General features: G+C 60.7%; 26 protein-coding genes and 1 pseudogene. 19 read left to right on the top strand and 8 right to left on the bottom strand.

Annotated features, from left to right (window positions below; all coding sequences use genetic code 11):
* Nucleotides 1-506: 506 nt before the first annotated feature.
* The gene (locus HV770_RS26805; RefSeq protein WP_246291194.1) at nt 507-995 is read right to left on the bottom strand and encodes a GNAT family N-acetyltransferase; all 489 of its coding nucleotides are present in this window, start codon (nt 993-995) and stop codon (nt 507-509) included.
* Nucleotides 996-2,502: 1,507 nt separating this feature from the next.
* Between HV770_RS26805 and HV770_RS26800 the strand changes: the two genes are divergently transcribed.
* The 9 genes and pseudogenes from HV770_RS26800 to HV770_RS26760 all read left to right on the top strand — a co-directional run bounded on the left by HV770_RS26800 (nt 2,503) and on the right by HV770_RS26760 (nt 10,333).
* Nucleotides 2,503-3,435 carry a hypothetical protein gene (locus tag HV770_RS26800; RefSeq protein ID WP_175164623.1) on the top strand — a complete coding sequence of 311 codons (933 nt, stop codon included), beginning with the start codon at nt 2,503-2,505 and terminating at the stop codon, nt 3,433-3,435.
* A 46-nt stretch (nt 3,436-3,481) separates the two neighbouring features.
* Nucleotides 3,482-4,054 carry an OsmC family protein gene (locus HV770_RS26795; RefSeq protein ID WP_175164622.1) on the top strand — a complete coding sequence of 191 codons (573 nt, stop codon included), beginning with the start codon at nt 3,482-3,484 and terminating at the stop codon, nt 4,052-4,054.
* Between the two features lie 87 nt (nt 4,055-4,141).
* Nucleotides 4,142-4,336: pseudogene (locus HV770_RS26790) on the top strand (nitrilotriacetate monooxygenase); the annotation flags it as partial.
* A 160-nt stretch (nt 4,337-4,496) separates the two neighbouring features.
* On the top strand, nt 4,497-5,771 hold the full coding sequence (gene soxC / locus HV770_RS26785) for a sulfite dehydrogenase (protein ID WP_175164621.1): 1,275 nt from the start codon (nt 4,497-4,499) through the stop codon (nt 5,769-5,771).
* Nucleotides 5,764-6,351 (top strand): c-type cytochrome, encoded by a 588-nt coding sequence (locus HV770_RS26780; RefSeq protein ID WP_175164620.1) that lies wholly within the window; start codon nt 5,764-5,766, stop codon nt 6,349-6,351. The genes soxC and HV770_RS26780 overlap by 8 nt, the downstream gene beginning before the upstream one ends.
* A gap of 205 nt (nt 6,352-6,556) precedes the next feature.
* Complete coding sequence (locus HV770_RS26775) at nt 6,557-7,465, top strand: TauD/TfdA dioxygenase family protein (protein WP_175164619.1); 909 nt, start codon at nt 6,557-6,559, stop codon at nt 7,463-7,465.
* Nucleotides 7,466-7,513: 48 nt separating this feature from the next.
* Nucleotides 7,514-8,566 carry an ABC transporter substrate-binding protein gene (locus HV770_RS26770; RefSeq protein ID WP_175164618.1) on the top strand — a complete coding sequence of 351 codons (1,053 nt, stop codon included), beginning with the start codon at nt 7,514-7,516 and terminating at the stop codon, nt 8,564-8,566.
* A gap of 61 nt (nt 8,567-8,627) precedes the next feature.
* Nucleotides 8,628-9,458, top strand: coding sequence for an ABC transporter ATP-binding protein (locus HV770_RS26765; protein WP_175164617.1), 831 nt, complete (start codon nt 8,628-8,630; stop codon nt 9,456-9,458).
* Nucleotides 9,455-10,333 (top strand): ABC transporter permease, encoded by an 879-nt coding sequence (locus HV770_RS26760; RefSeq protein WP_175164616.1) that lies wholly within the window; start codon nt 9,455-9,457, stop codon nt 10,331-10,333. The genes HV770_RS26765 and HV770_RS26760 overlap by 4 nt, the downstream gene beginning before the upstream one ends.
* Before the next feature lie 72 nt (nt 10,334-10,405).
* Here the strand turns inward: HV770_RS26760 and HV770_RS26755 are convergent, their stop codons facing one another.
* Complete coding sequence (locus HV770_RS26755; RefSeq protein WP_175164615.1) at nt 10,406-11,290, bottom strand: MurR/RpiR family transcriptional regulator; 885 nt, start codon at nt 11,288-11,290, stop codon at nt 10,406-10,408.
* Between the two features lie 279 nt (nt 11,291-11,569).
* On the opposite strand from HV770_RS26755, the gene HV770_RS26750 reads away from it, so the two are divergent.
* The 9 genes from HV770_RS26750 (at nt 11,570) to HV770_RS26710 (ending at nt 18,176) form a co-directional block, all read left to right on the top strand.
* Complete coding sequence (locus tag HV770_RS26750) at nt 11,570-12,418, top strand: transporter substrate-binding domain-containing protein (RefSeq protein ID WP_175164614.1); 849 nt, start codon at nt 11,570-11,572, stop codon at nt 12,416-12,418.
* Between the two features lie 20 nt (nt 12,419-12,438).
* A complete protein-coding gene (locus HV770_RS26745) occupies nt 12,439-13,056 on the top strand; it encodes a DUF1989 domain-containing protein (protein WP_175164613.1) in 618 nt (205 codons plus the stop codon).
* 12 nt (nt 13,057-13,068) lie between these two features.
* Nucleotides 13,069-13,704 (top strand): urea carboxylase-associated family protein, encoded by a 636-nt coding sequence (locus HV770_RS26740; protein WP_175164612.1) that lies wholly within the window; start codon nt 13,069-13,071, stop codon nt 13,702-13,704.
* Between the two features lie 17 nt (nt 13,705-13,721).
* A complete protein-coding gene (locus tag HV770_RS26735; RefSeq protein WP_175164611.1) occupies nt 13,722-14,405 on the top strand; it encodes an amino acid ABC transporter permease in 684 nt (227 codons plus the stop codon).
* Complete coding sequence (locus HV770_RS26730) at nt 14,402-15,076, top strand: amino acid ABC transporter permease (protein WP_175164610.1); 675 nt, start codon at nt 14,402-14,404, stop codon at nt 15,074-15,076. The genes HV770_RS26735 and HV770_RS26730 overlap by 4 nt, the downstream gene beginning before the upstream one ends.
* Nucleotides 15,077-15,081: 5 nt before the next feature.
* Nucleotides 15,082-15,885, top strand: coding sequence for an amino acid ABC transporter ATP-binding protein (locus HV770_RS26725; RefSeq protein WP_175164609.1), 804 nt, complete (start codon nt 15,082-15,084; stop codon nt 15,883-15,885).
* On the top strand, nt 15,882-16,550 hold the full coding sequence (locus tag HV770_RS26720) for a DUF1989 domain-containing protein (protein WP_175164608.1): 669 nt from the start codon (nt 15,882-15,884) through the stop codon (nt 16,548-16,550). The genes HV770_RS26725 and HV770_RS26720 overlap by 4 nt, the downstream gene beginning before the upstream one ends.
* 49 nt (nt 16,551-16,599) lie before the next feature.
* The gene (gene alc, locus HV770_RS26715; RefSeq protein ID WP_175164607.1) at nt 16,600-17,604 is read left to right on the top strand and encodes an allantoicase; all 1,005 of its coding nucleotides are present in this window, start codon (nt 16,600-16,602) and stop codon (nt 17,602-17,604) included.
* 290 nt (nt 17,605-17,894) lie between these two features.
* Nucleotides 17,895-18,176: a DUF4148 domain-containing protein gene (locus HV770_RS26710; RefSeq protein ID WP_175164606.1), complete on the top strand. Its 282-nt coding sequence runs from the start codon at nt 17,895-17,897 to the stop codon at nt 18,174-18,176.
* A 292-nt stretch (nt 18,177-18,468) separates the two neighbouring features.
* Here HV770_RS26710 and HV770_RS26705 read toward each other — a convergent pair whose 3' ends face one another.
* The 6 genes from HV770_RS26705 to HV770_RS26685 form a co-directional block, all read right to left on the bottom strand.
* Nucleotides 18,469-19,524 carry an alpha/beta hydrolase gene (locus tag HV770_RS26705; protein WP_175164605.1) on the bottom strand — a complete coding sequence of 352 codons (1,056 nt, stop codon included), beginning with the start codon at nt 19,522-19,524 and terminating at the stop codon, nt 18,469-18,471.
* A gap of 373 nt (nt 19,525-19,897) precedes the next feature.
* Nucleotides 19,898-21,094 carry a porin gene (locus tag HV770_RS26700; protein WP_175164604.1) on the bottom strand — a complete coding sequence of 399 codons (1,197 nt, stop codon included), beginning with the start codon at nt 21,092-21,094 and terminating at the stop codon, nt 19,898-19,900.
* A 231-nt stretch (nt 21,095-21,325) separates the two neighbouring features.
* On the bottom strand, nt 21,326-21,757 hold the full coding sequence (locus HV770_RS26695; RefSeq protein WP_425497480.1) for an ATP-binding protein: 432 nt from the start codon (nt 21,755-21,757) through the stop codon (nt 21,326-21,328).
* A complete protein-coding gene (locus tag HV770_RS39840) occupies nt 21,754-21,942 on the bottom strand; it encodes a hypothetical protein (protein ID WP_425497479.1) in 189 nt (62 codons plus the stop codon). The genes HV770_RS26695 and HV770_RS39840 overlap by 4 nt, the downstream gene beginning before the upstream one ends.
* A gap of 104 nt (nt 21,943-22,046) precedes the next feature.
* Nucleotides 22,047-23,141: a 3-phosphoserine/phosphohydroxythreonine transaminase gene (gene serC / locus HV770_RS26690; protein WP_175164603.1), complete on the bottom strand. Its 1,095-nt coding sequence runs from the start codon at nt 23,139-23,141 to the stop codon at nt 22,047-22,049.
* On the bottom strand, nt 23,138-24,409 hold the full coding sequence (locus HV770_RS26685) for an ATP-grasp domain-containing protein (RefSeq protein ID WP_175164602.1): 1,272 nt from the start codon (nt 24,407-24,409) through the stop codon (nt 23,138-23,140). The genes serC and HV770_RS26685 overlap by 4 nt, the downstream gene beginning before the upstream one ends.
* A gap of 281 nt (nt 24,410-24,690) precedes the next feature.
* On the opposite strand from HV770_RS26685, the gene HV770_RS26680 reads away from it, so the two are divergent.
* Nucleotides 24,691-24,852: a hypothetical protein gene (locus tag HV770_RS26680; protein ID WP_175164601.1), complete on the top strand. Its 162-nt coding sequence runs from the start codon at nt 24,691-24,693 to the stop codon at nt 24,850-24,852.
* Nucleotides 24,853-25,389 lie beyond the last annotated feature (537 nt).

Here is a 25,389-nt window from a genome sequence, read left to right as displayed (position 1 = left end):
CAGAAGGAAACGCACCGGAGCCGATCTCGTGTAACCACGGAAGGAAATGACGTAAGAAAATCCCGTCGTTGCGGACGGGAGCTAATCAACATCGCGATTTCCCCCGGGGGACGCACTCATTGAGCAAGGCGCATACCGGGGAGTATCAGGCCGTGGCTCCGCGAAGCGTCTTGTTATCCCCGTTAATGTCGGTGTATGCGAAGGCAAGGAACTTTTACAGGCACCTTTTCAACCCTCTCTGTACCGGCCGATCATTGGCAGATCTTGGTGTTGGCGGTGAGACACGTTGCTTATTGGTGAGAAGCCCGGGGGACGCGGTCGGTCGAAGCGGCCATCATCGCCGGCCCGAATGGCCACCGAACCTGAGCCGCTGCACGCAGCACTTGAAAATGGGGCTGGCTCGTCCAACGCATGATCGGTCGCCGCCTTACCGAATGGCGGTTCGTCGCTCGTCAGCGGGCGTTCGCCAATAGTGCGAGGGGCCGTTGATGGCTGCACTGCGCCCCTCAAAAGCCGGCCGGTGTTGTATTCGAAGCTTCGACTGTCGGTCTCAGCGGACCAGCGGACGACATGAGCCGCTTCTTCATGAAGAAGCGGCTGTGTCCGGGAGGAAAGTCGTCGATGGTCCCGAACACCGCATAACCGAGCTTCTCGTAAAATCCGCGCGCTTGAAAGCTGAAAGTGTCGAGCCAGGCACCCACACATCGGCGGCGCCGCGCCTCCTGCTCCGCGAGCGTCATCAATTGACTGCCGTGGCCGCGGCCACGCAGGTGTTCGGGAACAAACAGCTGCCCCACATGAAGCTGCATAAAACCGGTGTCGCCCCATAACCCGCCAAGCACAGCTTCCGTTTCCGGGTGCATCAGCATGACCGCGAGCGGCTGCGGATTAACCGGACCAGCCCTGTGCTCGTTGAACTGCCGCAGCGGCACACTGACCGCGTCGCGCATTTGCTGCGCGTCGGACACCTCGGGAATGACGATAAGTGGAGTCACTGCGCGCGGCCTCATAGGTCTGGTTCACGACGTATTCTAAGGCGAGTGCGATCGCGCCGGCGGCAGCCGTCAACCGAAAGCCGGAGAAGGGTCGGGTCAGTCGTGGCTGCCTACGCGCTTGCAGTCCGAATGTCGACGATCCCGGTCCCAGAGCCGACCGGCTGCTTGTGGCCGAGCGCGGGCCGATGGCGAACGCACCAAACCGACCCTCATCGGACCCGTGAGCACAACGGCGGAGGTCGGAAGTACCCGCCAAACCGGTCGTTCGCGGTCACCGTCGGCGGCTGCTAGCCGGCTAGCGTCACATAGCGGAACCCGTCCGTGTCAAACGTAGATCGAGAATCGCCGCTATCGTTTTTCTTGCGGTGGATTTCGCGACCGGCGTATACGACGCAAAACATACCTACTAGCGTTGCTGCGACAGCAACTGACTCGTCAAACTGGTTTGAGGTATGTGCCGTCTCCGCGTAGCACCAAAGGCCGATCCGTACGGCCGTCATAAACACACCGAAAGTCGGTCCCCATCCCGGCCCTGCGGTTTGGGATTGCAATCTGTGTAGCATTTTTTCACGTATTCGCCGTGCGCTATCAAGTGGGTCTCTATGGTCGCGATTGGGCGAACTTACGGGACGAGTGTGTCGTCTACGATCCGCTGTCCCGCACTGAACCCTGCCATGAGCGCAGCGGCTTCCATCGCGAAAGGCTGCTGGTTATCTGCTGTCAGGCGTATTGGCGTAATTATCGGCCGAGTAGCTCCCGCCGTTCTAATGTGCACGATTGCGATGAACCCGCGTGGTGGCACCAATGTAACGTTGCCAGATGCTTCCCACACTGGTTCAAGCTCGACCGCGATCTCGAAGCCTTTGTACGTGTAGATTCTTTTCATCTGTCTATTTGAATTGCAACGCCACGGTCTCGCACTTTGCGAAATCAATTCTTCGACGTCGGCCCCTTCCTCTCGTTCCACAAGGAGGGTTCGCGGAAAAGTGCTGAGCAATATTTTCAGGGAGCGGCCATATTGACCTTTGTTTCAAAGTTGAGGCCGGTGGGCCGCATGGATGACATTATGCACACGATACCGCTAGGGTAAGTGATCGGCGTTACGGGCAAGCATCGTCGAGGCATCGATAGCTGTCGCCCGTGTTCAGGCGCCGCTATCAATCGGGGCGTCGCCCCGTCGAAGGGCCGCTCGCCTCTGCGAGTTCCGGATTTCGGCCTTCGCCGTCAGCTCAGCACGCGCAACATACGCGTGGCGTTGCCGCACTGGGGGATCAGGGATGCCTGCCGTGACGAGCCGCGCGTGTGTTTACCCACTCAATTGTCGACCTGTGCGGCCAACGTGAGGAAACGGCGTTTCAGTCATATCGTCCGGCGACTCAATCATAGAACTTCAAGACTCCCAAACGTAAATTGAGCGTGCCGGAAAGCCAGATCATTCGACTGGCTCTGGCCGGTGAATCGACACTCAACGCTAGACCGCGTGGCGGTCCATACTGGGAGAATTTCCATGAACGCAATATTGCGGCCGTCCGATCGCGATCGCTACGCCCGATGCATTCGCGCTTCGAAGATGGTCAATTGGGACATCGACCGTGACGTGATTGGAGGCCGTACCTTCGACATGTCGCAGAAGTATTTGCCCGACGGGCTCTCGTTGGTGCCGGATTTCATCATGCTCTCGGAGGCTGAGAAGCGGTTCGTCAGCCAGATTCAGGGGCGCACATACGCGAACGTTTTCGGGCTCGTCGAGCGCTTCATTAACGCCAAGGTTCTGGAAGTGAGCCGCGACTACTGGCTCGGCGATCAGGTGGCGCTCGAAGCGCTCGTGCGTTTCAGCGACGAAGAGCTTAAACACCAGGCGCTGTTTCGCCGCATCGAAAAAATGATCGGCGAAACGCTGCCCGCGGGGTACCGCTTCGACGTCGATCCCGATGCGCTCGCCGCCGTGGTCCTCGGCAAGAGCACGTGGGCGGTGCTGGCCATGACGCTGCATATTGAACTCTTCTCGCAAATTCACTACCGTCAGAGCATTTATCCTGACGATCAGTTATCCGAGCTGTTCAAGGATGTATTTCTGTACCACTGGAAGGAAGAAAGTCAGCACGCCATTCTCGATGAGCTGGAATGGAAGCGGCACGACGCTACGCTGACAGATGCGGCGCGCGACAACGCGGTCAACGAGTTCATCGACCTGATGATTGCGATCGATGGAATTTTGCGCGGGCAGGCGATAGCAGACTCGCGTTATTTCATCGCGAACTGCGGGCGTGCCGTCGTCGAGGCAGAAGCCAATTCGATCGAAGCGAATTTCCATCATGCCTACCGCTGGCAGTACCTCCATTCCGGTATGCATCACCCCCATTTCGCGGAAGTGCTCGATCGGCTCGTCTCCGAAGAGCAGGGGATGCGTATCCGGGCCGCACTCGCCACACTGCATTGAGCGAGCACGAACGCACACGAATCATCCAGCTAAAGGAGAGAGCACTATGAATGCCAATGCACAGTCGAATGAAGCGCACATCGTCAACGGACTGAACGTCGACGACCTGCGCGCACTGATCGACGACGTCAGGCGCGATGCGTCGAAAGCCGCAACCAGTTGGCGCGTCGTGACCGCCTGGCAGGGCCAGACGCGCAGTCGCGCGGAGGTCGAAGGGTTCTCGATCGGGGGCCAGCCGGTGCCGCGCCGTTTCACGATAGATATCGACGAACCATGCGAACTCGGAGGTTCGAACCGGTTTGCGAATCCTCAGGAACATCTGATCGCGGCGTTGAACGCGTGCATGACGGTGGGCTACGTCGCGCAATGCGCGGTTCGCGGGATCGCATTGCAATCGCTCGAGATTGAAACCGAGGGCGACATCGACCTGAGAGGTTTTCTCGGGCTCGACCCGCAGGTCGCGAACGGCTACGAGAGCTTGCGTTACACCGTTCGTATCAAGGGCAACGGCACCAGGGAGCAATTCGCGGAAGTGCATGACGCGGTGATGGCGACGTCTCCGAACGTCTACAACCTGGCGAATGCGGTTGCGTTGAGATCGACGCTCGTGGTCGAGTGAATGGCAATACGTGATGCGCTCCTCGAGGATCTGCGTTTCATCAGTCGAGTCCCTCGTGCTTCATGGCAAGCTGGACGGCCGGATTAACTCGAAGAGCGCTTCGTGAACTACGGCGCGGATGGTTTCAATGTCATGCCGCCGGTATTGCCGAACGGCCTGACCGATTTCGTCGAACTCGTGTTGCCCCGGTTGCGCAGACGCGGCCTGTTCCGCAGCGAGTATGAAGGGCGCGCGTTGCGCGAGAACCTGGGTTTGCGGCGGCCCGCGCATCGCGCTCGATAGGTGGCCTTCGTCGGGCAACGTGCTGCGTTGCTCATGACACGCCCACATCAGGGATGCTGCAATCGATATCACGATAGATTGTTTGGCGGGTGCGCGCGCCGTTGTTAGCATCACAGGCTTGCCTACGAGCCCATCAGTACGACAAAGCGCCGCCGCCATCATGAACGCCCACACCCCGCCGCCGCATCCGTCGCCCTCGCGCACTCGCCGCCGCTTGCTCGGGCGTCTCGCCGCGGGCAGCCTCGTCGCCTCGCACGCCGCGGCCGCCGCCGAACTGCTCAGGCCGCTCGACATCGCGCCGTCGAGCCGCGTGCCCGGTGCGCCCATACTCGAGCATCCGTATGGTGTGCCGTCGCCGCACGAGGCGGACGTCGTGCGGCGCAGTGCGCGGGCGTGGCCGCTGCCCGGCGCGGCTTCATCGATGACGCCGCTCGCCGATCTGCACGGCACGCTCACGCCGAACGGTCTGGTCTACGAACGTCATCATGGTGGCGTGCCCGAGATCGACCCCGCTCAGCATCGGCTCGCCATTCACGGACTGGTGCGCACGCCGAAGCTGTTCACGATGGACGACCTGCTGCGCCTACCGTCCGAATCGCGCATCCATTTTCTCGAATGCTCCGGCAATACCGGCAACGAGTGGAACGGGCCCAGCGGCCTGCCGGTGCAACTCACGCATGGCCTGCTGTCGTGCTGCGAATGGACCGGCGTGCGCTTGTCGACCTTGCTGGAAGAAGTGGGCGGCCTGTCGAATCAGATCGATCCGGCGCGCGGCTGGCTGCTCGCCGAAGGCGCGGATGCCGCCGTGATGACGCGCAGTTTGCCGCTCGAACGGATACTCGAGCGCGGGCTCGTCGTGTACGCGCAAAACGGCGAACGTCTGCGCCCGGAGAACGGTTATCCGCTGCGTCTGATCGTCCCCGGCTTCGAGGGCAATACGAACGTCAAGTGGCTGCGTCGTCTGAAGGTAGTCGATGCGCCGCTGCAAACGCGCGAGGAAACCTCGAAGTACACGAGCCTGCTCGCGAACGGTACCGCCCGTCAGTTCGCGTTCGAGATGGATGCGAAGTCGGTCATCACGCGGCCCTCGCCGGGGCATCGCCTCACCACGCACGGCTATTACCCGATCACCGGGCTCGCCTGGTCCGGGCGCGGCACCGTTCGCAAGGTCGAAGTATCGACCGATGGCGGGGCGACCTGGCGTCTTGCGCGTCTCGATGGCGCGATTCACGATCGCGCGCTTACACGCTTTCAGGCGGACTGGCGCTGGGACGGCGGCCCCGCCGCGATTCTCTCGCGCGCGACCGATTCGACCGGGTACGTGCAACCCACTCGCGCGGAACTCGTTGCCGCCCGCGGGTTGAATTCGCAGTACCACTACAACGCGATCCAGCAATGGCGGGTGGACGCGAGCGGCGAGGTGCGCAATGCGTGACGCTCATTCGAAACGCTGGCGAGTGCGCACGGCGTTGGCCGCATGGCTCTCGCTATGCGCGCTGGCCTCCTGTTCGTCGATCGCACCGGACGCGTCCAACGTTCAGGGCGCGGCACCTGGCCACGGCATCGGCGCGCCGCTCACCGAGCAGGAACTGGCTGCCTGGAACATCGACATCGCGCCGGATGGCCGCGGCCTGCCGGCGGGCAGCGGCGACGTCGCCACGGGCGCGCATGTGTTCGCCGCGAAGTGCGCGGCGTGCCATGGTGCGCAGGGCCAGGGCGGGCTCGGCGACCCGCTGGTCGGCGGGCAGGGCACGCTGACCAGTGCAAAGCCGAAGCGCACCGTGGGTAGTTACTGGCCCTATGCGACGACGCTGTTCGACTATATCCGCCGCGCGATGCCTTACAACGCCCCCGAATCGCTTTCCGCCGACGAGGTCTATGCGCTCAGCGCGTTCCTGCTGAACCAGAACGGCATCGTTGCGGCCGATACGCGCCTCGACGCGGCGTCGCTGCCGCGAGTGGTGATGCCCAACCGGCAGGGTTTCGTGGCGGATCCGCGCCCCGGACGGCTATGAGGCGTCTGTTCGCCGGCGCGAAGGCCGAGGCGGCGCATGCGAGTCAAGCGCCAAGGCCGCCCGCAATGCGTTAAAGCATCGGGTTTATCACTCCAGCAGATAAACGTATCGGATTTGCTTCGTTGTCGCCGCGCGCCTGCGCCGGTACATTCATTGGACTGCGCCCTCGACGGCGTTCTCCGAACAGATCAACGACGAGTTTCCTGTGACGACTGCCTTTGCCCCCACTGCTGCCGGCCATGACGGCCACGCCATTGAAGCCCAGCCCTTCGAGATTCGCGCGTTCGACGGTCCCGTCGGTGCGGAAGTCGTCGGGCTCGATCTCGGCAAGCCGCTGAGCCAGGACGATTTCGCGCGCATTCATCGCGCCCACCTCGATCACCATGTGCTGGTGTTCCGCGACCAACGCATCACGCCGGATCAGCAGATTGCTTTCAGCCGCCGGTTCGGCCCGCTGCAGATTCATGTGCTGCATCAATTCCAGTTGACGGGCTATCCGGAAGTGCTGGTGGTGTCGAACATCGTCGAGAACGGCAAGCCGATCGGCCTCGGCGATGCGGGTCATTACTGGCATTCCGATCTGTCGTACAAGGAAAAGCCGAGTCTCGGTTCGCTGCTGCATGCGCAGGAATTGCCCGCCGAAGGCGGCGACACGCTGTTCGCCAACATGCACCTCGCGTGGGACACCTTGCCCGCGCATTTGCGGACCGCCGTGCAAGGGCGTCGGGCCGAGCACACGTATCTCGCCAAATACGCGGAATTGCAGAAGCGCAGTCCGTGGCGGCCCAATCTGTCCGCTGAACAGATCGCCTCGGTGACACCCGTCGTGCAGCCGATCGTGCGCACGCATCCCGAGACCGGCCGCAAGGCGCTGTTCGTCAGCGAGCATTTCACGACCCGCGTGATCGGTTTGCCGGAAGACGAGAGCAAGGCGCTGCTCGACGAAATATTCGCCCATAGCGTTCGCCCCGAACATCTTTACCGGCATCAGTGGGCCGAGCACGACATGGTGTTCTGGGACAACCGCTCGCTGATGCATCTCGCGGCCGGCACGCCGGACCATCTGCGCCGCAAACTGTATCGCACGACGATCGAAGGCGACGCGCCGTTTTGACGGCACCGTTGCCCGCTTTGACCGCACTAGACGCTGACCGGAGTTCCAATGCTTGCCAGGTTTCGCCCGACCGCCGCGCGGCCGTCGTTTGCCCGCCGTTTCACCGCGACTTTGCTGAGCGTATCGATGGGCGTCGCGAGCTTCGCGGCCACTGTCCCCGCGCATGCCGAAGGGCAGATTCGCGTCGCCGAGCAGTTCGGCATTGTCTATCTGCTGCTGAATGTCGCGCGTGACCAGCAATTCGTCGAGAAAGAAGGGCGTAAGCAGGGGCTCGATATCAAGGTCGACTGGGTGAAGCTCTCGGGCGGCGCTGCGGTGAATGACGCGTTGCTGTCCGGCGCGGTAGACATCGCGGGTGCCGGCGTCGGTCCGCTGCTGACGATCTGGGACCGCACGCAAGGCAAGCAGAACGTCAAGGGCGTCGCGTCGCTCGGCAATCTGCCGTACTACCTCGTCAGCAACGATCCCAACGTGAAGACGATTGCCGACTTCACCGAGAAGGATCGCATCGCGGTGCCGGCCGTCAACGTGTCGGTGCAATCGCGCGTGCTGCAATATGCGGCGGCCAAGCGCTGGGGCGACAAGGACTATAACCGTCTCGACAAATACACCCAGGCGTTGCCGCACCCTGACGCGGCCGCGGCGATCATTGCGGGCGGTACGGAAATCACCGGGCACTTCGGCAATCCGCCGTTTCAGGAGCAGGAACTGGCGGGCAATCCGAAAGCGCATATCGTGCTGAATTCATACGACGTGCTCGGTGGACCGAGTTCGGCGACCGTGCTTTACGCCACCGAAAAATTCCGTAGCAACAATCCGAAGACGTATCGCGCATTCGTCGATGCATTGGCCGACGCCGCGCGTTTCGTCACGGCCAATCCCGAAGCCGCTGCTGATATCTATATCCGCACGAATCAATCGAAGATCGACCGCAATCTGCTCGTGAAGGTCATCAAGAATCCGCAGGTGCAATTCAAGGTCGCACCGCAGAACACATTCGGGCTCGCTCAGTTCATGTATCGCGTGGGCGTGATCAGAAACGAGCCGAAGTCATGGAAGGACTACTTCTTCGACGACCCCGCGACGGCGACGGGGAGCTGAATATGTTCACCATTGCGCGACATTTGCCGGCGCGTTTAGTCCGCACACACGGAGAAATCTGATGGTGGCCAATCCCACGCTTCTGTTTCCGAACCGCGACGGACAGACCGCCACGCCAGCCAGCGAAAGACTGCTCGCGGTCGAAAACGTCAACCTCGAATACCGCACGCGCGAGCGCATCGTGCGCGCGACGCACGGCGTCAGCTTCGACGTCTACGGCGGCGACCGCTTCGTACTGCTAGGGCCGTCGGGTTGCGGCAAGTCGACGTTGCTCAAGGCAGTGGCCGGCTTCATCCAGCCGACTTCGGGCAGCATTTCGCTCGATGGGCAGATCGTGCGCGGCCCCGGCGCCGATCGCATCGTCGTGTTTCAGGAGTTCGACCAGTTGCCGCCGTGGAAGACGGTGCTGCAGAACGTCGCGTTTCCGCTGCGCGTCGCGAAGAAGCTCTCTCGCGCCGAAGCGAATGAGCGCGCACTGCACTATCTGGAGAAGGTCGGACTGGCTTCGTTTGCGAATGCTTATCCGCATACGCTGTCGGGCGGCATGAAGCAGCGGGTTGCGATTGCGCGCGCATTGGCGATGCAGCCACGCGTGCTGTTGATGGACGAACCGTTTGCCGCGCTCGATGCGCTCACGCGCCGCAAGATGCAGGAGGAACTGCTGCGGCTATGGGAAGAGGTGAACTTCACACTGCTCTTCGTTACGCATTCGATCGAGGAGGCGCTGGTGGTCGGCAACCGGATCCTGCTGCTGTCGCCGCATCCCGGCCGCGTACGTGCCGAACTCAACAGCCATCAGTATTCGCAGGATAGCTTTGGCCGCAGCGATTTTCAGCACAGCGTCGCGCGTATTCATCACCTGTTGTTCGAGCAGACGGAGACCGTTCAATGAGCTCGCCTGTCACGTTGCTGCCGCCGGTTCGCGAGGAGTACGAGCGCCCGCTCGAACCGCTCGGCGAACTCGTTCTCGAAGCGCCGTTGCCGCTTGGCAAACGTGTCTTTGCGCAGGGGTGGTTGCGCAAGGCACTGATTGCGCTGGTGCTGATCGCCGGATGGGAGATCGCCGCGCGCGTGGTCGACAACGATTTGCTGCTGCCGACATTCGGTGCGACGTTCAGCGCGTTTGTGCAAGGCATCTGGTCCGGCGAATTGCTGCAAAAAACCGTGGTATCGATGTCGGTGCTGCTGCGCGGTTATCTGCTCGGCGCGGCACTCGCCTTCGTGCTGACCTCGCTTGCCGTGTCGACGCGCGTCGGGCGCGATTTTCTGTCGATGCTGACCGCGATGTTCAACCCGTTGCCGTCCATCGCGCTTTTGCCGCTCGCGTTGCTGTGGTTCGGTCTCGGCACCGGCAGCTTGCTGTTCGTGCTGGTGCATGCGGTGCTGTGGCCGCTCGCGCTCAATACGTACTCCGGTTTTCAGTCCGTGCCGGCGACGCTGCGGATGACCGGGCGCAACTACGGCCTGACAGGCTTGCGCCACGTGCTGCTGATTCTGGTGCCTGCGGCGTTGCCGTCGATTCTGGCGGGTTTGCGTGTGGGCTGGGCATTTGCGTGGCGGACGCTGATCGCGGCTGAACTGGTGTTCGGCGCGAGTTCGGGCAACGGCGGACTGGGCTGGTACATCTTCCAGAATCGCAATGAGCTTTACACCGACCGGGTTTTCGCGGGGCTGGCGGCGGTGATCGTGATCGGGTTGCTGATCGAACACCTGGTGTTCGATACGCTGGAACGCGTCACGGTGCGGAGATGGGGTGTGCAGCAGTAGTGGGTTTGCTGGGGTGAAAGGTTCATCCCGACGCATCGCTCGGGTCGTTGCCTGCTTCCACTGACGCCCGGTTCACTCCAGTTCACGCAAGCTGTCGTGCAGAACTTCGACGCGCTGCAAATGACTATTGCCGCGCTCGAGCAACCGTTCCGCGACGAGCGAGCAAATCAGGTTGACCACCGACGTCATGCCCGCCTTGCTGTCGAACAGCATCAAGCCATCGGTATGGCATCGGATCACCCAGCGCGCCAGCCGCGCAGGTTTGCCCGCGATCACATCCGACATATACAGAACCGGCACGCTTGCCTCGGCCAGCGCGGCGGCAGTCACGCCCACCGCCGGCACGCGGCGCCGCAAGCCGATGATGATTGCGACATCCTGCGCGTTCAGATCGGCAAGATATTCGCCGATGGTGTCGCCGGGCGCAGGCAATAGCATCACGTCCGAACGCACCTGAATCAGTTCGCGTCGGATCATCGTGGCGACCGTGTGGCTATGCCGATAGCCGATGATCGCCACGCGTCGTGCTTGCGCGATTGCGTCGACCACCTCGCTCAGCACTTGCCTATCGAGCGAACGGTAGGTGTTCGCCATGTTTTCGACTTCGTGCTGCAGATGGGCCTGGATCACGTCGTCGAGTTTCGAGCCCGCCGTCTTGCGACCCCTGTCCTGTAGATATAACGGCGAACCGCCGACCTGTGCCGCTCGCGCAATCGCCCGGGCATCGTCATAAGACGCATACCCCAGTTTTTGAAAGAACCGTGTGGCGGTCGCCTTCGACACTTGCGCGGTCGTCGCCAGTTCGGTGGCGGTTTGCATCGCCAGTTGTCCCGGTGCACTCAGAATCACATCGGCAAGCCGCTGATCGATTTCAGACAGTTCGTCATAGCATTCCGCAATCCGGCTTTCGATCGACGGTGCGGGTAGCTTCTCTTTTTTGGCTTGAGCTTTTGACATTTCGGCAGTGGATAAATGGGTTGCCCCTGATGGTGCGATGTCCGCACCGCAAACGTGCATCCAGGCTTGCCTGCACGGGACAGGTGCAGGTAGGCGCTGTCCCGCATCGGCTGCATTATAGGTCCGGCGCCGGAAACGTGAAATCGATGTTTCTCTCGAATCCATTTAGAAACATGTGTTTTCACAGATAAATTCGTGAAACATGCGTTTCAGGCATCCCACTGGTATGGATCATGCATTGCATCGTGCATTGTCCACCTGTCTACGGGAGTCCCATCGATGTCGAAGCGCCACCTCTGCAGCCTTGCCCTTGCCGCGTTGTTACCGTTTGCCGCGTTGATTCACCCGGTCGCCGCCAGCGCCGATACGCTCGACGACATCAAGAGTCGCGGCACGATGACAGTCGCCATCGATCCGACCTTCGCGCCATACGAATACACGGACGCCAGCAACAACATCGTCGGCTTCGATCCGGCCATCCTGGCGGCCGTCGCGAAACATCTCGGCGTGAAGATCGAATATCAGCGTATGGCGTTCAGCGGCATCATTCCCGGCCTGCTCGCGCATTCGTTCGATATGGAAGGGTCGGCTCTGAACGTGACCGCCGAACGCGCGAAGCGTCTCGCGTATGTCGTCCCGACCAGCAAGACCGTCAACGGCGCACTCGTTCGCGCCGATTTCAGGAAGATTCCGGCGAATGCCACCGTCGAATCGCTCGCGGGCCTGACCGCGGCGGTGAAGAGCGCAAGCGCGCCCGAGCAGATCCTCAAGCAGTTCAACGACACGCTGAAAGCCAAGGGTCTCGCGCCCATCACGCTGATCAGCGTGGATAGCGTGGATCAGACGGTGGCGGCATTGATGACGCGTCGCGCCGATTTCGTGTTCGACGATATGACCGTGCTCGCGGGCGTGATCAGGCAGAACCCCGGCAAGCTTAAGTCGACCGGTGAACTCGGCCCGTCGCAATGGATCGCGTGGGCGACTCGCCCGGACGATACGCGTCTGAACAAGGCGATCAGCGACGAAATCATCGCCATGAGGAAATCGGGCGAACTCGCACGCCTGCAAAAGGCCAATCTCGGCGTGAGCTTTGATACGCCGACGTCCAACTTCATTCCCCAGCAGTAAGCGTAGGCAGGCCGAATCAAATGACAGATCCAGTTCAGACTCTCACCGTCAAGGCGGGACATGGCCGTACCTTCGAAGTGAAGGCCGGCCAACGCCTGACGATCATCGACGTCGAAGGCCAGCAGGCCGCCGATTTCGTCGCGGTCGTCGCCTCGAACCATACCGAGAAGCTGTCGCCGACCCACACGCGTCGTCAGCTTCGCACGCTGTTTTTCAATGTCGGCGACGCGCTGTATTCGTCGTTGGGACGCCCTCTGTTGCGGGTCGTCGAAGACACGGTCGGTGTTCACGATGCCAACGTACCTGCGTGCGACGACACGCGTTTCACGGTCGATTTCAACGTGATCGGGCATCGCAACTGTCTCGACAACATGCACGCGGGTCTCGCGCTGTACGGACTGTCGCCGTTCGACGTGCCCGAGCCGTTCAATCTGTTTCAGAACGGCCCGGTCACCGCCGACTGCCGGATGCAGGTCACCGATCCGACCAGCAAGCCGGGCGACCACATCACCTTCGATGTGCTCGAAGACCTGGTGTGCGCGGTGTCGTCGTGTCCGCAGGACATCATTCCCGGCAATGGCCTCAAGGTCACCGACATCGCCATTTCCATCCTGCCCGCGACGCCCGTCGCCGCCTGAACGGACTCAACCATGCTGCTTCTCAAAGAACCGCCCTCACGCGCCGCGCTGCCGCCGCAAACCATCACCGTGCCTGCCGGCGAAAGCGGCGCCATCGAAGTCAAGGCCGGCCAGATCCTGCGCATCGAAGCGAAAGAACCCGGTGCGGTCGCCTCGATGTTCGGCTTCAGCCGCATCAACAGCGACGTCTATATGTCGGTCCATCACACGCGTGTCTTCAGCAATTCGTACGTGTTGCAGGCCGGCATGCGAATCGTCAGCAACCGTCGTCGCGCGATGATGGTGCTCGGCAAGGATTCGAGCGGCAAGCACGACTTGTTGCTGCCCGCATCCACGACCGCGTATCTCGCCGAACAAGGCTACGCCGGACTCACCGGTTGCGTCGAATCGGTCGGCGCGGTGATCGACACGCTCGGCCTCAAGCCGCCGAAGATGCCCGATCCGGTCAACCTGTTCATGCACGTCGCACTGCATCGCGACGGCCGCATCGAACCGCTGCCGAACACCACGCGCGCGGGCGATTTCATCGCGTGTCGCGTCGTCACGGATATGACGTTCATCGTGTCGGCGTGTTGCACCGGAATCGCGGGTAACGACGTGCCTGGTGCGCTCGAACTCTCGAGCGCGGAAGAACTCGACGAACTTTGATTCCGGAAAACACCGCAATGGGCTTCGACCCGCAAGTGATCCATAGCCTGCCGACGTTGATCGACGGCTGGTTGCTGACCGTAGAGCTGACGCTGCTCGGCGTGAGCGGCAGCGTCGTGTTCGGCCATCTCGCACTGGCGATGCAACTGACGCGCATCGCACCATTGCGCTGGGCCGCGCGCCTCTACATCAGCTTCATGCGGGGCACGCCGGCGCTCGTGCAGCTGTTCATGCTGTTCTTCGCGCTACCGCTGATCGGACTGGGCGGCCGGCCGATGCTGGCCGCAGCGCTGACGCTCGGTCTGAACAGCGGCGCGTACACGGCCGAAATCCTGCGCGGCAATCTCCGGGTCGTCACGGCCGGCCAATATGAAGCGGCGATTGCGCTCGGCATGGCGCCGTGGCGTATCGCGTTGCGCATTGCGTTGCCGCAGGTGCTGAAAGCGAGCTTGCCCGCGTTCATCAACGAATTCACGATCCTGTTGAAGACCACGCCGCTGGCGTCGGTCGTGGCTGTCACCGAACTGACGTATGCGGGGCAAATGGTGATCGCGCGGACCTACACGTCGACGCAAGTGATGTTGCTCGTCAGCGTCGGCTATCTCGCGGTCGCGCTTCCCGTCATCTACGCCGCGCGACGCATCCAGCGTAAGCCGCGCCTGCCGCGCGCGTCACGCATCGCAAGCGGAGTCGCACGATGACGTTCGACCTCGGCGTTCTGTCGGGTTATTGGCCCGAACTCGTGCAAGGACTCGGCGGCACGATCTGGCTTTGCGCAGCCGCCGCGGCGATGTCGGGCGTACTCGGTGTGCTGCTGACGATCGGTCAGCGGCGCGGCGCGCCGTGGCTCGTCGCGCTGATTCGCGGCTATACGGCGCTGACGCTTGGTTTGCCCTTGCTCGTCTTACTTTACGTGACGTTCTTCGTCTTGCCGGATTTCGGCGTGCTGCTGCCTGCTCCGCTCGTCGGCACCGTCACGCTCGCGATCTATTACGGCCCGTACGTCGCGGAAGTGATTCAGGCCGCCGTCGCCGCCGTGCCGGCGGGCACTGTCGAAGCGGGTGTCGCCATCGGCATGTCGCCGGTGAAAATCGCGCGACGCATCATCGCGCCGCAAGCGCTGCCGCTGTTGCTTCCCACGTTGACTGGCCTGTTGATCGGTCTGGTCAAGGATTCCGCGCTGCTGTCCGTGATCTCGGTTCATGAGTTCATGTTCGCCGCGAAAGCCGTCGTGTCCGACACCTACGCTCCACTCGAAGTCTATTTCGTCGTCGCGATGGTCTACTGGGCTGCGACGTCCGTCATCCATCTCTTGACCCGTCATTGGGAACGCCGCCTCGGGCGCGCCCGACGGGTCACCCTGCCCCGGTGAACAGCATGAACCTATCCGACAACACGACGCCCGTTGCGTTGAAGGCGAGCCGCATCGTCAAGTCGTTTGGTCCGAATCGCATCCTGGACGGCGTCGACCTGACAGTCGCGCGCGGCGAAACGATCTGCGTACTCGGCCCGTCCGGCTCCGGCAAATCGACCCTGCTGCGCTGCCTGAACTGGCTTTCTCCGCCCGACGAGGGCGCGGTCTGGATCGGCGACGAGCGGATCGGTTTGCGTGAAAACGCGAACGGCTCGACCGGCCCGCGTCCCGATCGCGAGATACGCGCGCAGCGCAGCCGGATCGGCATGGTGTTTCAGAGCTTCAATCTGTGGCCGCACATGACGGTGCTCGAAAACGTGACCGAAGGCCTGCTGTCGGTCAAGCGGATGAGCCGCCTTGCCGCCAGCGACCTCGCGGTCGAAGCGCTGCGGCAAGTGGGGTTGAGTGGCAAGCACACGGCGATGCCCGCGAACCTCTCGGGCGGACAGCAGCAACGCGTGGGCATCGCGCGCACCCTGGCGATGGCGCCGGAAGTGATCCTCTTCGACGAACCGACCAGCGCGCTCGACCCGGAACTGGTCGGCGAAGTACTCGGGGTGATGCGCGGTCTCGCCGCGAACGACACGACGATGATCGTCGTCACGCATGAGATCGGCTTCGCGCGCGATGTCGCCGACCGCGTGATCTTTATGGACGGAGGACGCATCGTCGAACAGGGGCCGCCTGCACAGGTGCTCGACGCACCGTCGTCGCCCCGTCTTCAGCAATTTCTCTATCGCTTCAACCTGGAATCTAAAAGCTCATGAGCTACACGAATCAACCCACATCGACCGTTCCCGCCGGCCACGGCAAAGCCGTTCGACTGAAAGCAGGCCAGGCCGTGCGCGTCATCAATACGCATGGCAGCCAGGTGGTGGATTGCTGGGCCTGGAATGCGTACGACCTGAACGAATACATGTGCATGGAAACCACGCGCGTGTGGAATCAGCGGCTGAACCCGATCGTCGGCGACAGCTTCGTGACCAATCAACGTCATCCGGTGCTGACCGTAGTCGAGGATACGACGCCTGGCGTTCACGACACCTTCATGGCGGCCTGCGATCGCAAACGCTATGAACTGCTTGGTGTGCGCGGCTATCACCGCAACTGTTGCGACAACATGTTCGAAGGCATGTTCGAACTCGGCGTTACGCCGCCGCGGCAGAACCTCGCGTCCTTCAACATCTTCATGAATATTCGCGTGCAGCCCGACGGCATCACGCTCCATACCTTGCCCACCGTGACGAAGCCCGGCGAGTACATCACGTTGCGCGCGGAAATGGATTGTTTCGTCGCGTTTTCCGCCTGTCCGCAAGACATCGTCAAGATTCAGGGGCAAGGCGACAACACGCCAAAGCCGGTGGAAATTGCAGTGCTCGACAATTTCGAGTCGGATCTGCAAGGCACGCAATCGTGGGTGCCTGCCGCCTGAGCATCCCGGTCCATTAACCGATCTAACCGATCACTTCGCGTAAAGACAGATGGCACTCCCCACTTTCGATCCCGACGCACCCGCCTTCACACGCACGGGTATCAACCTCGCGGACCCGCGACTCGGCGCGCAGGCTATATTCGCCAGCGACGATTTTTTTGCACCGATGGCGCGCATGCTTGACCCGAACCCGGCCGTCTTCATTCCCGGCAGATACGACGACAACGGCAAATGGATGGACGGTTGGGAATCGCGCCGCAAGCGCGAGACCGGCCACGATTTCTGCATCGTCAAGCTGGGCGTGGCGGGCGAATTGACGGGTGTCGATATCGACACGAGTCATTTCACCGGCAACTTTCCGCCGGCTGCGTCGATCGACGCGTGCCGTTGCGACGACGATATGCCGCCCGCCGACGCAAAATGGACTGAGGTGCTGCCCGCGACCGCGCTCAACGGCAACGCACATCATTATCACGCGATCGATCCGGCCACTCGCGGAATGTATACGCACGTGCGCCTCAATATCTATCCGGACGGCGGCGTAGCGCGTTTTCGGGTGTACGGCCGGCCGCGCCCGGAACTCGCGCCACGCGCCGAACTCGATCTCGCGTCCGCGATGAACGGTGCGCGGATCGTCGCCGCGAACAACCAGCATTACGGTTCAGCGTCGAACCTGCTGCTGCCGACGCGCGCGGCCAACATGGGCGAAGGCTGGGAAACCCGGCGACGCCGCGAACCAGGCTGCGACTGGTGCATCATCGAACTGGCGACGCCCGGTGAAATTAGTCAGGTCAACGTTGACACCGCGCATTTTAAGGGCAATTTTGCGGACCGATGCTCGCTACAAGGCGCGTACGTCAGCGCGGGAACGGAGGAGTCCCTGATTACGCAATCGATGTTCTGGCCGGTATTGCTCGACGAGCAGAAGCTGGAGATGGACAGGGTACATACCTTTGCGCCGAGCCGAAGCATGTCCGTTACACATGTGCGCTTCAACATTTTGCCGGATGGTGGCGTCTCGCGACTGAGTCTGATGGGGCACACCTTGACTTGATCCAGGGCAAGCCTTCACCTGTATTGATCCGCAGGTTACTCGCAAGGACTCACGACTCATGCGCAGCGATCGAACGGCCGCCTCTCGAAGCGGCCTTCGGCGCAATCTGAGTCCGACTGACGGCAATGGGTCGGAAGACTCATTCGTCAATGACCAGACGTGGCGTTTCACGAGGCAATGCCTGGATAACAAAAAGGTAATCTGCGGGTCAGTGCTCCGACAGGTGAAATGACGAGAATGGGAAGCGTGGATCAGGCCACTCACTTCTTGCCGCTACCCGGAGAGACATCATGAAACTGCTTACCGCGATTGCCGTTGCTGCACTTAGCTTGCCGTTCGGCGCAAACGCTTTTGCTCAAACCACGTCGTCGGGATTGACACGCGCTGAAGTCATCGCGCAGTTGAAGCAGGCACAGGCCGAAGGGCTGGTGCCGACGTCCAATAGCGACTATCCGCCGACGGCCGCAGAGATCGCGCGCAATCGGGAGATCTATGCGATCCAGCATGGCACACACGGTACTGCCGCAATTCGCACGGCGGGCATGCCGGCGGCGCACCCGGCGTCGGAATAGAGTTGAGAACGGGGTCGCTGGGTGCGAGCCTTCTTGATGCGCGAAAACCGCATGTGACCTCTTACGGCTGCTTCGGCAATTGCCTCTGCCTCACTAAAGTCGTTCTTGTTCGATTTGCGAAATGGTGCAGCAAACTTCGCCGGAGCGAGCCGTACTTCGTGACCGAGCATTGGCGTTTTGGTCGCCAGAAACTGTGCTCCTGCTGCACGACATAACAGAAGTGCCTCGCGGTAATCATCACGGCGGCAGTAGTAACGAGAGGAATGACGACAGTCCTGTCGAAGAAGCCTGGTCAATGACCGAGGTGCCTGTTGAAGAACTCGGTAATTTCACCAAACGCTTCTTTTGTCTCGGGTATGCGGTCATCCATTTGGTACTGCGCGTGCGACATGCCGTCAAAGACCTCGAGTTGTGCATCGATACCCGCCTCTCGAAGCTTCCGATGCACACGAATGGTGTTGCTGAGCAGCAGGTCCCGGGTTCCCGTGGTCAGGATAGCCGGCGGAAAACCGTGCATGTCTCCGTAGACAGGTGAGAGCAGTGGGTCTTTGAGATCATGGCCGTGCGCATAGACTACGGCCGCGGCATCGCAGAATCCATCGCGTGACACCAGGACGTTGTCGACCTTCTCATTGGTGTAGAACGAATCGCCAGTCTTCGTGAGGTCCGACATCGGCGTACCCGGCGCGATCGCGCCGGGCATTTGCAGGCCTTCCTGTTTCGCGCGCAGCATCAGCTCCAGCACCAAAGCACCACCCGCCGAGGTCCCGAAAACGCCCACGTTCTTTGCATCGTTCGACCGCAGTACCGCCTTGTAGACCGTCTCGACATCGTCAAGCGCAGCGGGGAAGTAGCCCTCAGGCGGCATCCGGTAGTCAACAGAAATCACCTTGTAATGCGCGAGGCCCGCCATGATGACGGCTTCGTTCGTGCCCGCCTCGCCCGGGTAAAGCTCGTAACAGCCGCCATGAATGTGAATTAGCACCTTGTCGCGGTGATCGGGCGGAATAACATCGGGCGTCACGACGTACACCCTCACACCGTTGATTGTATTGGGCTGCACCGTCACACCGAGGCGTTGCCGCATGGCCGGTTGGGTTTGCATGACCGTGGCAGCCTGCGCGTTGGCAGCCACTCTCCATTGCTCGCCCGTGGTCCACAACACATTCCATGTTGGGTTATAGGGCGCCGCGATGAGTCTTTGCAATTCGGGGCTAACATCTGCCGGCATTGGCAGGGTCTTTGCGGGCACCTGCCGCGGGGCAAGCGCGGCGTCTCTGGCGAGCGCAGCGCCCGAAACACCCGCGAATGCAGCGCACGCGAGTACAAACAACTTGGTGAATTTCATGGATGACTTCCGTTTGCTTGCTTAAAGCGCGAGTTCATAAACGATCTCGAATGGTTTCAGGGCGCGAATCCGTCCGAATTCCTGATCGTCACCGACGCTCATGGTGTGATCTTTTTGTGCTCGATGTCCGCGTGGAAATATCACACCGTCAAGCCGCTGTCGTCAGCGTTGTGTTCGGCTCGGCGCGATCGGCACGGTCACCCCCAAAAAAAGCCCGCCAGAATGGGCGGGCCAACTGTTTCCCGGAGAACGCTTCTCGGTGACAGGGACTACGGGCAACGTACAAATATCATTCACCGCCGGTTGAGAAATACCCCTGCCTGCCGCACGCGAATCGCCGCAAGCCCGGCGTTCCTCAACCGTTCGATCAGGCCTAGAAGCGGGTGCGCAGACCAGCGCCCACGACGACTTGGTTCTTCGTTGCCGCAATCCCGCCGACATAGGAGCTTGCGCCTTCAAATGCAGTCAAGCTCGAATTACCCGGTGCCGCCGAGTTCAGACCGCCGCTCAGGTGTGACCAGTTGGCCACTGCGTACACGTCCGTGCGGTTCGACAGGGCGTAATCCGACAACAGGCTGAGCTGGTTCCACTTCGGCGATGCCGCGTTTCCAGCATTGTCGAACTTGCCATCGGTGAAAGTGTAAGCTGCGCCCAGGGTCAATGCCGAGGTAAGGCTGTAATGTGCGTTCACTTCATAGTTCGTGAAATGAACATAAGCGGCGTTTGCAGCCGTCAACGTACCGCCGCCGGGGAAAGCGGTTGCGTTGTTCAGCTTGGTGTCCGTGATCACAAAACCAACTTTGGCCGGGCCGAACGCGTAGTTCAAGCCGCCACCGAAGATACGCTGACGCCCTGCGGTGAAGTTCTGGTCACCGGTGCCGCTGCCGTTGGCGCTGTTATCAACTGCGCCACTGTTGTTGAGGCTGCTGATGTTGTTGTTGATCTGCGTGTAACCCAACGTCGCAAGAATCGGCCCGTTGTTGTACATGGCACCAAAACTGTACGCACGGTTGTTCGCGAAGCCGCCGGCCTGGTTCGAGAGGCCGTACAAGGCGCCGACGGTCAGGCCATAGTAATTCGAGCTCTGGTATTTCACCGCGTTGTTGACGCGGAACGTTCCGAGCATGTTGTCGTTGTCCATCACGTGCGCGAAGGTATTGCCACCTGCGCCGTTGAAGTTTTCCATCGATACATGGCCGACCCAGTCGTACATGAATTCGTTCTGACGACCCATGGTCAGGGTGCCGAACTGGTTGCTCGACAGGCCGACATAAGCGCTTCGGCCGAATTCGCGGCCACCCTGGCCAAGCTTGCCATTGCTCAGCGTGAAGCCGTTTTCCAGCACGAATAGTGCCTTCAGGCCACCACCCAGATCTTCGGCGCCTCTCAGGCCCCAACGATTGCTTTGCATCATGGCGTCGGTCAGCTTGACATTGCTGTGACCGCCGGTGTTGTTGCTATAACTAATGCCTTCATCCAGCAGGCCGTACAGGGTCACGCTGCTTTGCGCATATGCCGCGGTCGTGCCGAGTGCAGCAAGCAGCGTGGCGGACAATACTTTGTACTTCATCAAGACTCTCCATAACTGAGTACTCCTCGCAAACAGGGCAGCGTTTGCAGGAGACGAAAGTCTAGCCTTGTATACATGGTGAATTTCTTGAAATATGGGCACCGTGCGTTTTATACAAATATGTCAAACATGTAATTTTCACGTCACGGAGGTAACACCAGCAGTGGTGTGTGTACGGCTTGATAAGTAGGGATCTTCGCGTGGCGAATTTGATGAGCGCGGTGATCGTCCTTAACCGGCTCGCTGTCCCTGGAGGCAATGCCTTTCAGCGACCGCTTGAACTTTCTGGTGAGCGCGCACCGTGAATTGAAAGATCGCGCCGCGAGGCTCGTTCGCGTTCGCCCACAATTGGCCGCCGTGTGCCTCGACGATCGAACGGCAGATCGACAGCCCCATGCCCAAACCGGTGGGCTTCGTTGTGTAGAACGAGGCGAAAACATGCTCGGGGGTGCTGTCCGGGGCAAAGCCCGGCCCCGAATCGCGCACGGTGACAAGTACGCAGTCGGCGTCGGCGTTTGCCGTACTGATCAGCACTTCCCGCGCGCCATCGCTGACGTCGCTCATGGCCTCGATTGCGTTGATGACCAGGTTCAGGAGGACCTGTTGCAATTCGACACGGTCTCCTTCGATGAAGGGCAAGCCATCTGCAAGGCGCGTCTTCACCGAGGCGCCGCGTTGGTGACCGTCGCGGCGATCGGCTGGTTGACCTCATGCGCGATGGAGGACGCGAGCTGGCCCATGGTGGCTACGCGGTTCGCATGCGCCAGTTCCATCTGCACTTCACGATAGCGCCGCTCGCTCTCGCGGACTTTTCCCTCCGCCTGCTTGAGCTCGGTCAGATCGAGCACGAAAGCGACACCCGCGCTGCCGCCTTCCTCGAAGACCGCTGCCCCGGGAGCGCAGCCGTTTTCTAGCAGTGATGAGTCGTTCGCCCCTACGAGCGCTGCATGGATCAGACACGTTGCACGCCGAATTCCTTGAGCGCATTGCTTAGCATGTCGACGGCCGGCTCGGTAACGGCGTTATATAGCGACGCGCGCAGTCCTCCGATTGACCGATGTCCCTCCAGTCCGACGATGCCTCGTTCCCGGGCCGCCAGGATAAACGCATTGTCGAGTCGGGAGTCCCCGAAGGTAAAGGCTACATTCATTTGTGAGCGCCAGCGGCGGTCCGCGTGAATGGATATGGCGTCTTCCATGGCGTCCAATGTCTCGTACAACCGCCGCGCCTTTCTTTCATTGACGCTTTGCATTGCCTGCAAGCCACCGACATCGAAGCGCAGCCAGCGCGTAATCAACGTCAGCACATAGATCGCGAACACCGGCGGGGTGTTGTAATTCGAACCATGCGTTATATGCGTGCGGAAATCGAGAATGGCGGGTAGTGCGTCTGGAATCCGTTCCAGAAGCGCACGCTTGATCACCGCAACCGTTACCCCAGCGGGACCGAGGTTCTTCTGCGCGTGGGCATATATCATCGAGAACAGGTCGGGCCGGAATGGCTTTGACAGAAAGTCAGAGGACATGTCCGCAATGAGGGGTACTGACATCGGTTCGTCGTCAACCGGAAACTGCAAGCCCTCCACAGTCTCGTTCGACACATAGTGCAGATAGGCGGCCGATCTGGATATATCCAATGCATGAAGGTCCGGCAGTTGCCGATAGCCGGTAGCCTTGCCATCCCAGGCAATCTTTCTCGTCGTAACCTTGGCCGCCTCCAAAGTCGCCCGGCCGCTCCAGTAGCCCGACGTCACATATTCTGGTGGTGAGAGGTCGTTGCCAGCAAAGTTCATTGGAATCATTGCGAACTGCAGACTGCTACCGCCCTGCAGAAACGTAACGGCGTAGTCGTCGGAAATACCGAGCAGGTGGCGCAGATTCAGCTCGGCTTCGTTCAGTATTGAGCGGAACCAGTCCGAGCGATGGCTCATGCCAAGCACCGAGATGCCCGTTTCCGGCAGGGTCAGCACGGCCTGGCGAGTCTGCTCCAGTACAGTTTCCGGAAGCGCTCCGGGACCACCAGAGAAATTCAATGCATTGGATTTCATTGTTCTTGGAAAGCCGTCAGGTTGGATCGGCACGACTTTGCGGACGTGCGGCGCAGCATTTGATCAAATGCGTCGAATACCCGGCGCATTTGCGGCAACTTGTAACGAAAGATGTTCGGATCGTCCATGTCGTGCACGACCATCGCAGTCGCGACTTCAAAGATGAGCAGCCGGCCATCCGCCGTTTCGGCACAGTCAAATCCAACGTAGTCAAGGCAGGTCAGTTCCGCGATCATGCGAAACGCCTCCTTGTGACGTACTGCAAAGTCGGAATCGAAATTCGCCATCAGATGCGCTTCTTCGTCCCGACGGTCGGCGTGCGCGACCATTTCTGCGTACGGATAGTGAACCATCCATTCTTTCGAAATGCCCATATGGCACACGAATGGCTTCCCCTCGATCATCACGATCCGGTACTTGCGAAAAAGGCCATCCGCGCTGGAGTAATCGATAAAAGGCGCCACATAGAATTCCGTGGCCGCGGAATCATTCACGTATAGGGCGAGTCCCCGGCTGTCAGTCACCTTTGCCAGTCCCTGTCCCGCGTGCGATCCTGTCGGTCGGATGATGAACGGGTAATGTCCGTCCAGCAGATCAGACAGCTCGGATGCACCCGACGCCGCTTCGAGGACCCGCTCGCGTCGCAGGCGTACCGTGTGAGCCATGCAGATGCCGGGCACAGTTCCCAGCAACGTATAGGCTGCATCGCGCGTCGTGTGCGCGATACGTTCCGGCTGGTTCAGCACCTGGCAACGTGTGCCGCTGATTAGCGACGCAATTTGTGCAAGAACGCCGGCGTTTTCATCGGATGCGCACGCGGCCACGAAGATTACGTCATGCTCTGGCAGACTGATGTACTGCTGCGGATGGGCGTCGACATACACGACATCTATCTGCAAGTCGGCGTTCTCAAGCAGGCATTCGAAAGGCGTGTTCGCCATCAGATCGCCAGGAGCCTTGAGCACTAGTACCTTGACTGAACGCCCAGCTGTTTGGGCGTCCTTCAATCGATAGTGCCTGCACATCTGGATCGCCTGCGCCTGGACGGCGATCGCGGCTTCCTTCTCGTACTTCAATTGCAGTACGAGCGACAGATCGAGGAGCGCGTACGGGTCGTCATGGTGTGTGACGTGCTCAAGCAGGCTTTGCCCGAACGGTGTCAGATCGTTTCCAGCCGTTGCCGCCCTGAGCAATACGGCCAGTCCCAACGGCTGATGCGTTGATGGATGCGTGGCATCACTGGTTAGTTCCGCCTGAATAGTATTCATGGATGGAGCACTTCGATGGAATGATGCCCGCGCTCAACGGCCGCGTTTGTCGGCATTGTTTTTTTGTGACGCTCAGTCGAGCCGTTGCCCATGCATGCCCGCGAAGCTACGAAGGCTCATCGGCGTTTCGCTGAGATAGCCGACCTCTTCGTCGAATCATCCTTCTGGCATCGGCGCGGTCCGCGTTGCACGACGATCCGTAGGAATTGCGACGGCAGTCGATGCGTCGAGAATTATGGAGAACTTATCCAGGTTCGTGCGTCGATTGAAACGTGACATAAATGTGTTCCTTCAACTGGCAGCGCTCAAGATCCGGATTAGTGGCCTTGTTGGCGGCCGCCACAATGGCCGACCTCGGCTTCGTGATCCACGCGGCGACGGTCATCGACAGCGAAGCTCCGATGGATGTCTTCGAAATTGGGGAATGTCTATCGTCCGAGTGATGCTTGCATGAGATCTTGCCGTGGCGATTCTGTCGAAAGGGTGTCGGGAAAATTACCGTTTTGTCATGTTGACTGCTCTCCGCGATGCGCATTTGAAACCAATTGGGTGGCATCACGCCCGTTGACCACCTGCCGTCGCCGTGGCGTCAACCGCCGGGCCTTGGTAAGGCGGGTCGCCACGACCAGTATCTTTATGGTGTGCGCAGATGTCGACCTCGACCGACGGCAGAAGTTTTCATGGTGTGCAAGCGCTGTGAGTTGGTTGCGGCGGTCCATGATGAGGCGCTTCAACGCACGTTCGAGGACGCGGCACGTGCTGCGCGTTGCGTCGCGGAGGGCCAAGGAAACGGAAATTCAGGGGGGTGCGAAACATGCGGGGACGCTGGCGGAGTTCTCGTGCCCGTGGGGCGTCGTGCATGCGCGAGCGTGACAAGTGAACGCCAGGCTATTTCATTTATATTCGCAATGTTATAACATTGCGAATAGCGCTGCCTTTCGAGCTTCCCGCGAAGAAAAGCAGCCAGTCGCTGGACGACG

Source organism: Paraburkholderia fynbosensis (genome assembly GCF_902859935.1).
Classification (GTDB): domain Bacteria; phylum Pseudomonadota; class Gammaproteobacteria; order Burkholderiales; family Burkholderiaceae; genus Paraburkholderia; species Paraburkholderia fynbosensis.
The sequence above is the reverse complement of the archived record's forward strand: the minus strand, read 5'-3'. Positions and strand labels throughout refer to the sequence as shown.

Bases quoted from the DNA above. Each gene is read 5' to 3' on its own strand.
- HV770_RS26700 (WP_175164604.1), bottom strand. From the start codon at position 21,094: ATGAAGTACAAAGTATTGTCCGCCACGCTGCTTGCTGCACTCGGCACG.
- HV770_RS26760 (WP_175164616.1), top strand. From the start codon at position 9,455: ATGAGCTCGCCTGTCACGTTGCTGCCGCCGGTTCGCGAGGAGTACGAG.
- HV770_RS26740 (WP_175164612.1), top strand. From the start codon at position 13,069: ATGCTGCTTCTCAAAGAACCGCCCTCACGCGCCGCGCTGCCGCCGCAA.
- alc (WP_175164607.1), top strand. From the start codon at position 16,600: ATGGCACTCCCCACTTTCGATCCCGACGCACCCGCCTTCACACGCACG.
- HV770_RS26725 (WP_175164609.1), top strand. From the start codon at position 15,082: ATGAACCTATCCGACAACACGACGCCCGTTGCGTTGAAGGCGAGCCGC.
- HV770_RS26685 (WP_175164602.1), bottom strand. From the start codon at position 24,409: ATGAATACTATTCAGGCGGAACTAACCAGTGATGCCACGCATCCATCA.
- HV770_RS26750 (WP_175164614.1), top strand. From the start codon at position 11,570: ATGTCGAAGCGCCACCTCTGCAGCCTTGCCCTTGCCGCGTTGTTACCG.
- HV770_RS26755 (WP_175164615.1), bottom strand. From the start codon at position 11,290: ATGTCAAAAGCTCAAGCCAAAAAAGAGAAGCTACCCGCACCGTCGATC.
- HV770_RS26800 (WP_175164623.1), top strand. From the start codon at position 2,503: ATGAACGCAATATTGCGGCCGTCCGATCGCGATCGCTACGCCCGATGC.
- HV770_RS26680 (WP_175164601.1), top strand. From the start codon at position 24,691: ATGTGTTCCTTCAACTGGCAGCGCTCAAGATCCGGATTAGTGGCCTTG.
- soxC (WP_175164621.1), top strand. From the start codon at position 4,497: ATGAACGCCCACACCCCGCCGCCGCATCCGTCGCCCTCGCGCACTCGC.
- HV770_RS26730 (WP_175164610.1), top strand. From the start codon at position 14,402: ATGACGTTCGACCTCGGCGTTCTGTCGGGTTATTGGCCCGAACTCGTG.
- HV770_RS26735 (WP_175164611.1), top strand. From the start codon at position 13,722: ATGGGCTTCGACCCGCAAGTGATCCATAGCCTGCCGACGTTGATCGAC.
- HV770_RS26710 (WP_175164606.1), top strand. From the start codon at position 17,895: ATGAAACTGCTTACCGCGATTGCCGTTGCTGCACTTAGCTTGCCGTTC.
- HV770_RS26745 (WP_175164613.1), top strand. From the start codon at position 12,439: ATGACAGATCCAGTTCAGACTCTCACCGTCAAGGCGGGACATGGCCGT.
- serC (WP_175164603.1), bottom strand. From the start codon at position 23,141: ATGAAATCCAATGCATTGAATTTCTCTGGTGGTCCCGGAGCGCTTCCG.
- HV770_RS26765 (WP_175164617.1), top strand. From the start codon at position 8,628: ATGGTGGCCAATCCCACGCTTCTGTTTCCGAACCGCGACGGACAGACC.
- HV770_RS26770 (WP_175164618.1), top strand. From the start codon at position 7,514: ATGCTTGCCAGGTTTCGCCCGACCGCCGCGCGGCCGTCGTTTGCCCGC.
- HV770_RS26705 (WP_175164605.1), bottom strand. From the start codon at position 19,524: ATGAAATTCACCAAGTTGTTTGTACTCGCGTGCGCTGCATTCGCGGGT.
- HV770_RS26795 (WP_175164622.1), top strand. From the start codon at position 3,482: ATGAATGCCAATGCACAGTCGAATGAAGCGCACATCGTCAACGGACTG.
- HV770_RS26720 (WP_175164608.1), top strand. From the start codon at position 15,882: ATGAGCTACACGAATCAACCCACATCGACCGTTCCCGCCGGCCACGGC.
- HV770_RS26780 (WP_175164620.1), top strand. From the start codon at position 5,764: ATGCGTGACGCTCATTCGAAACGCTGGCGAGTGCGCACGGCGTTGGCC.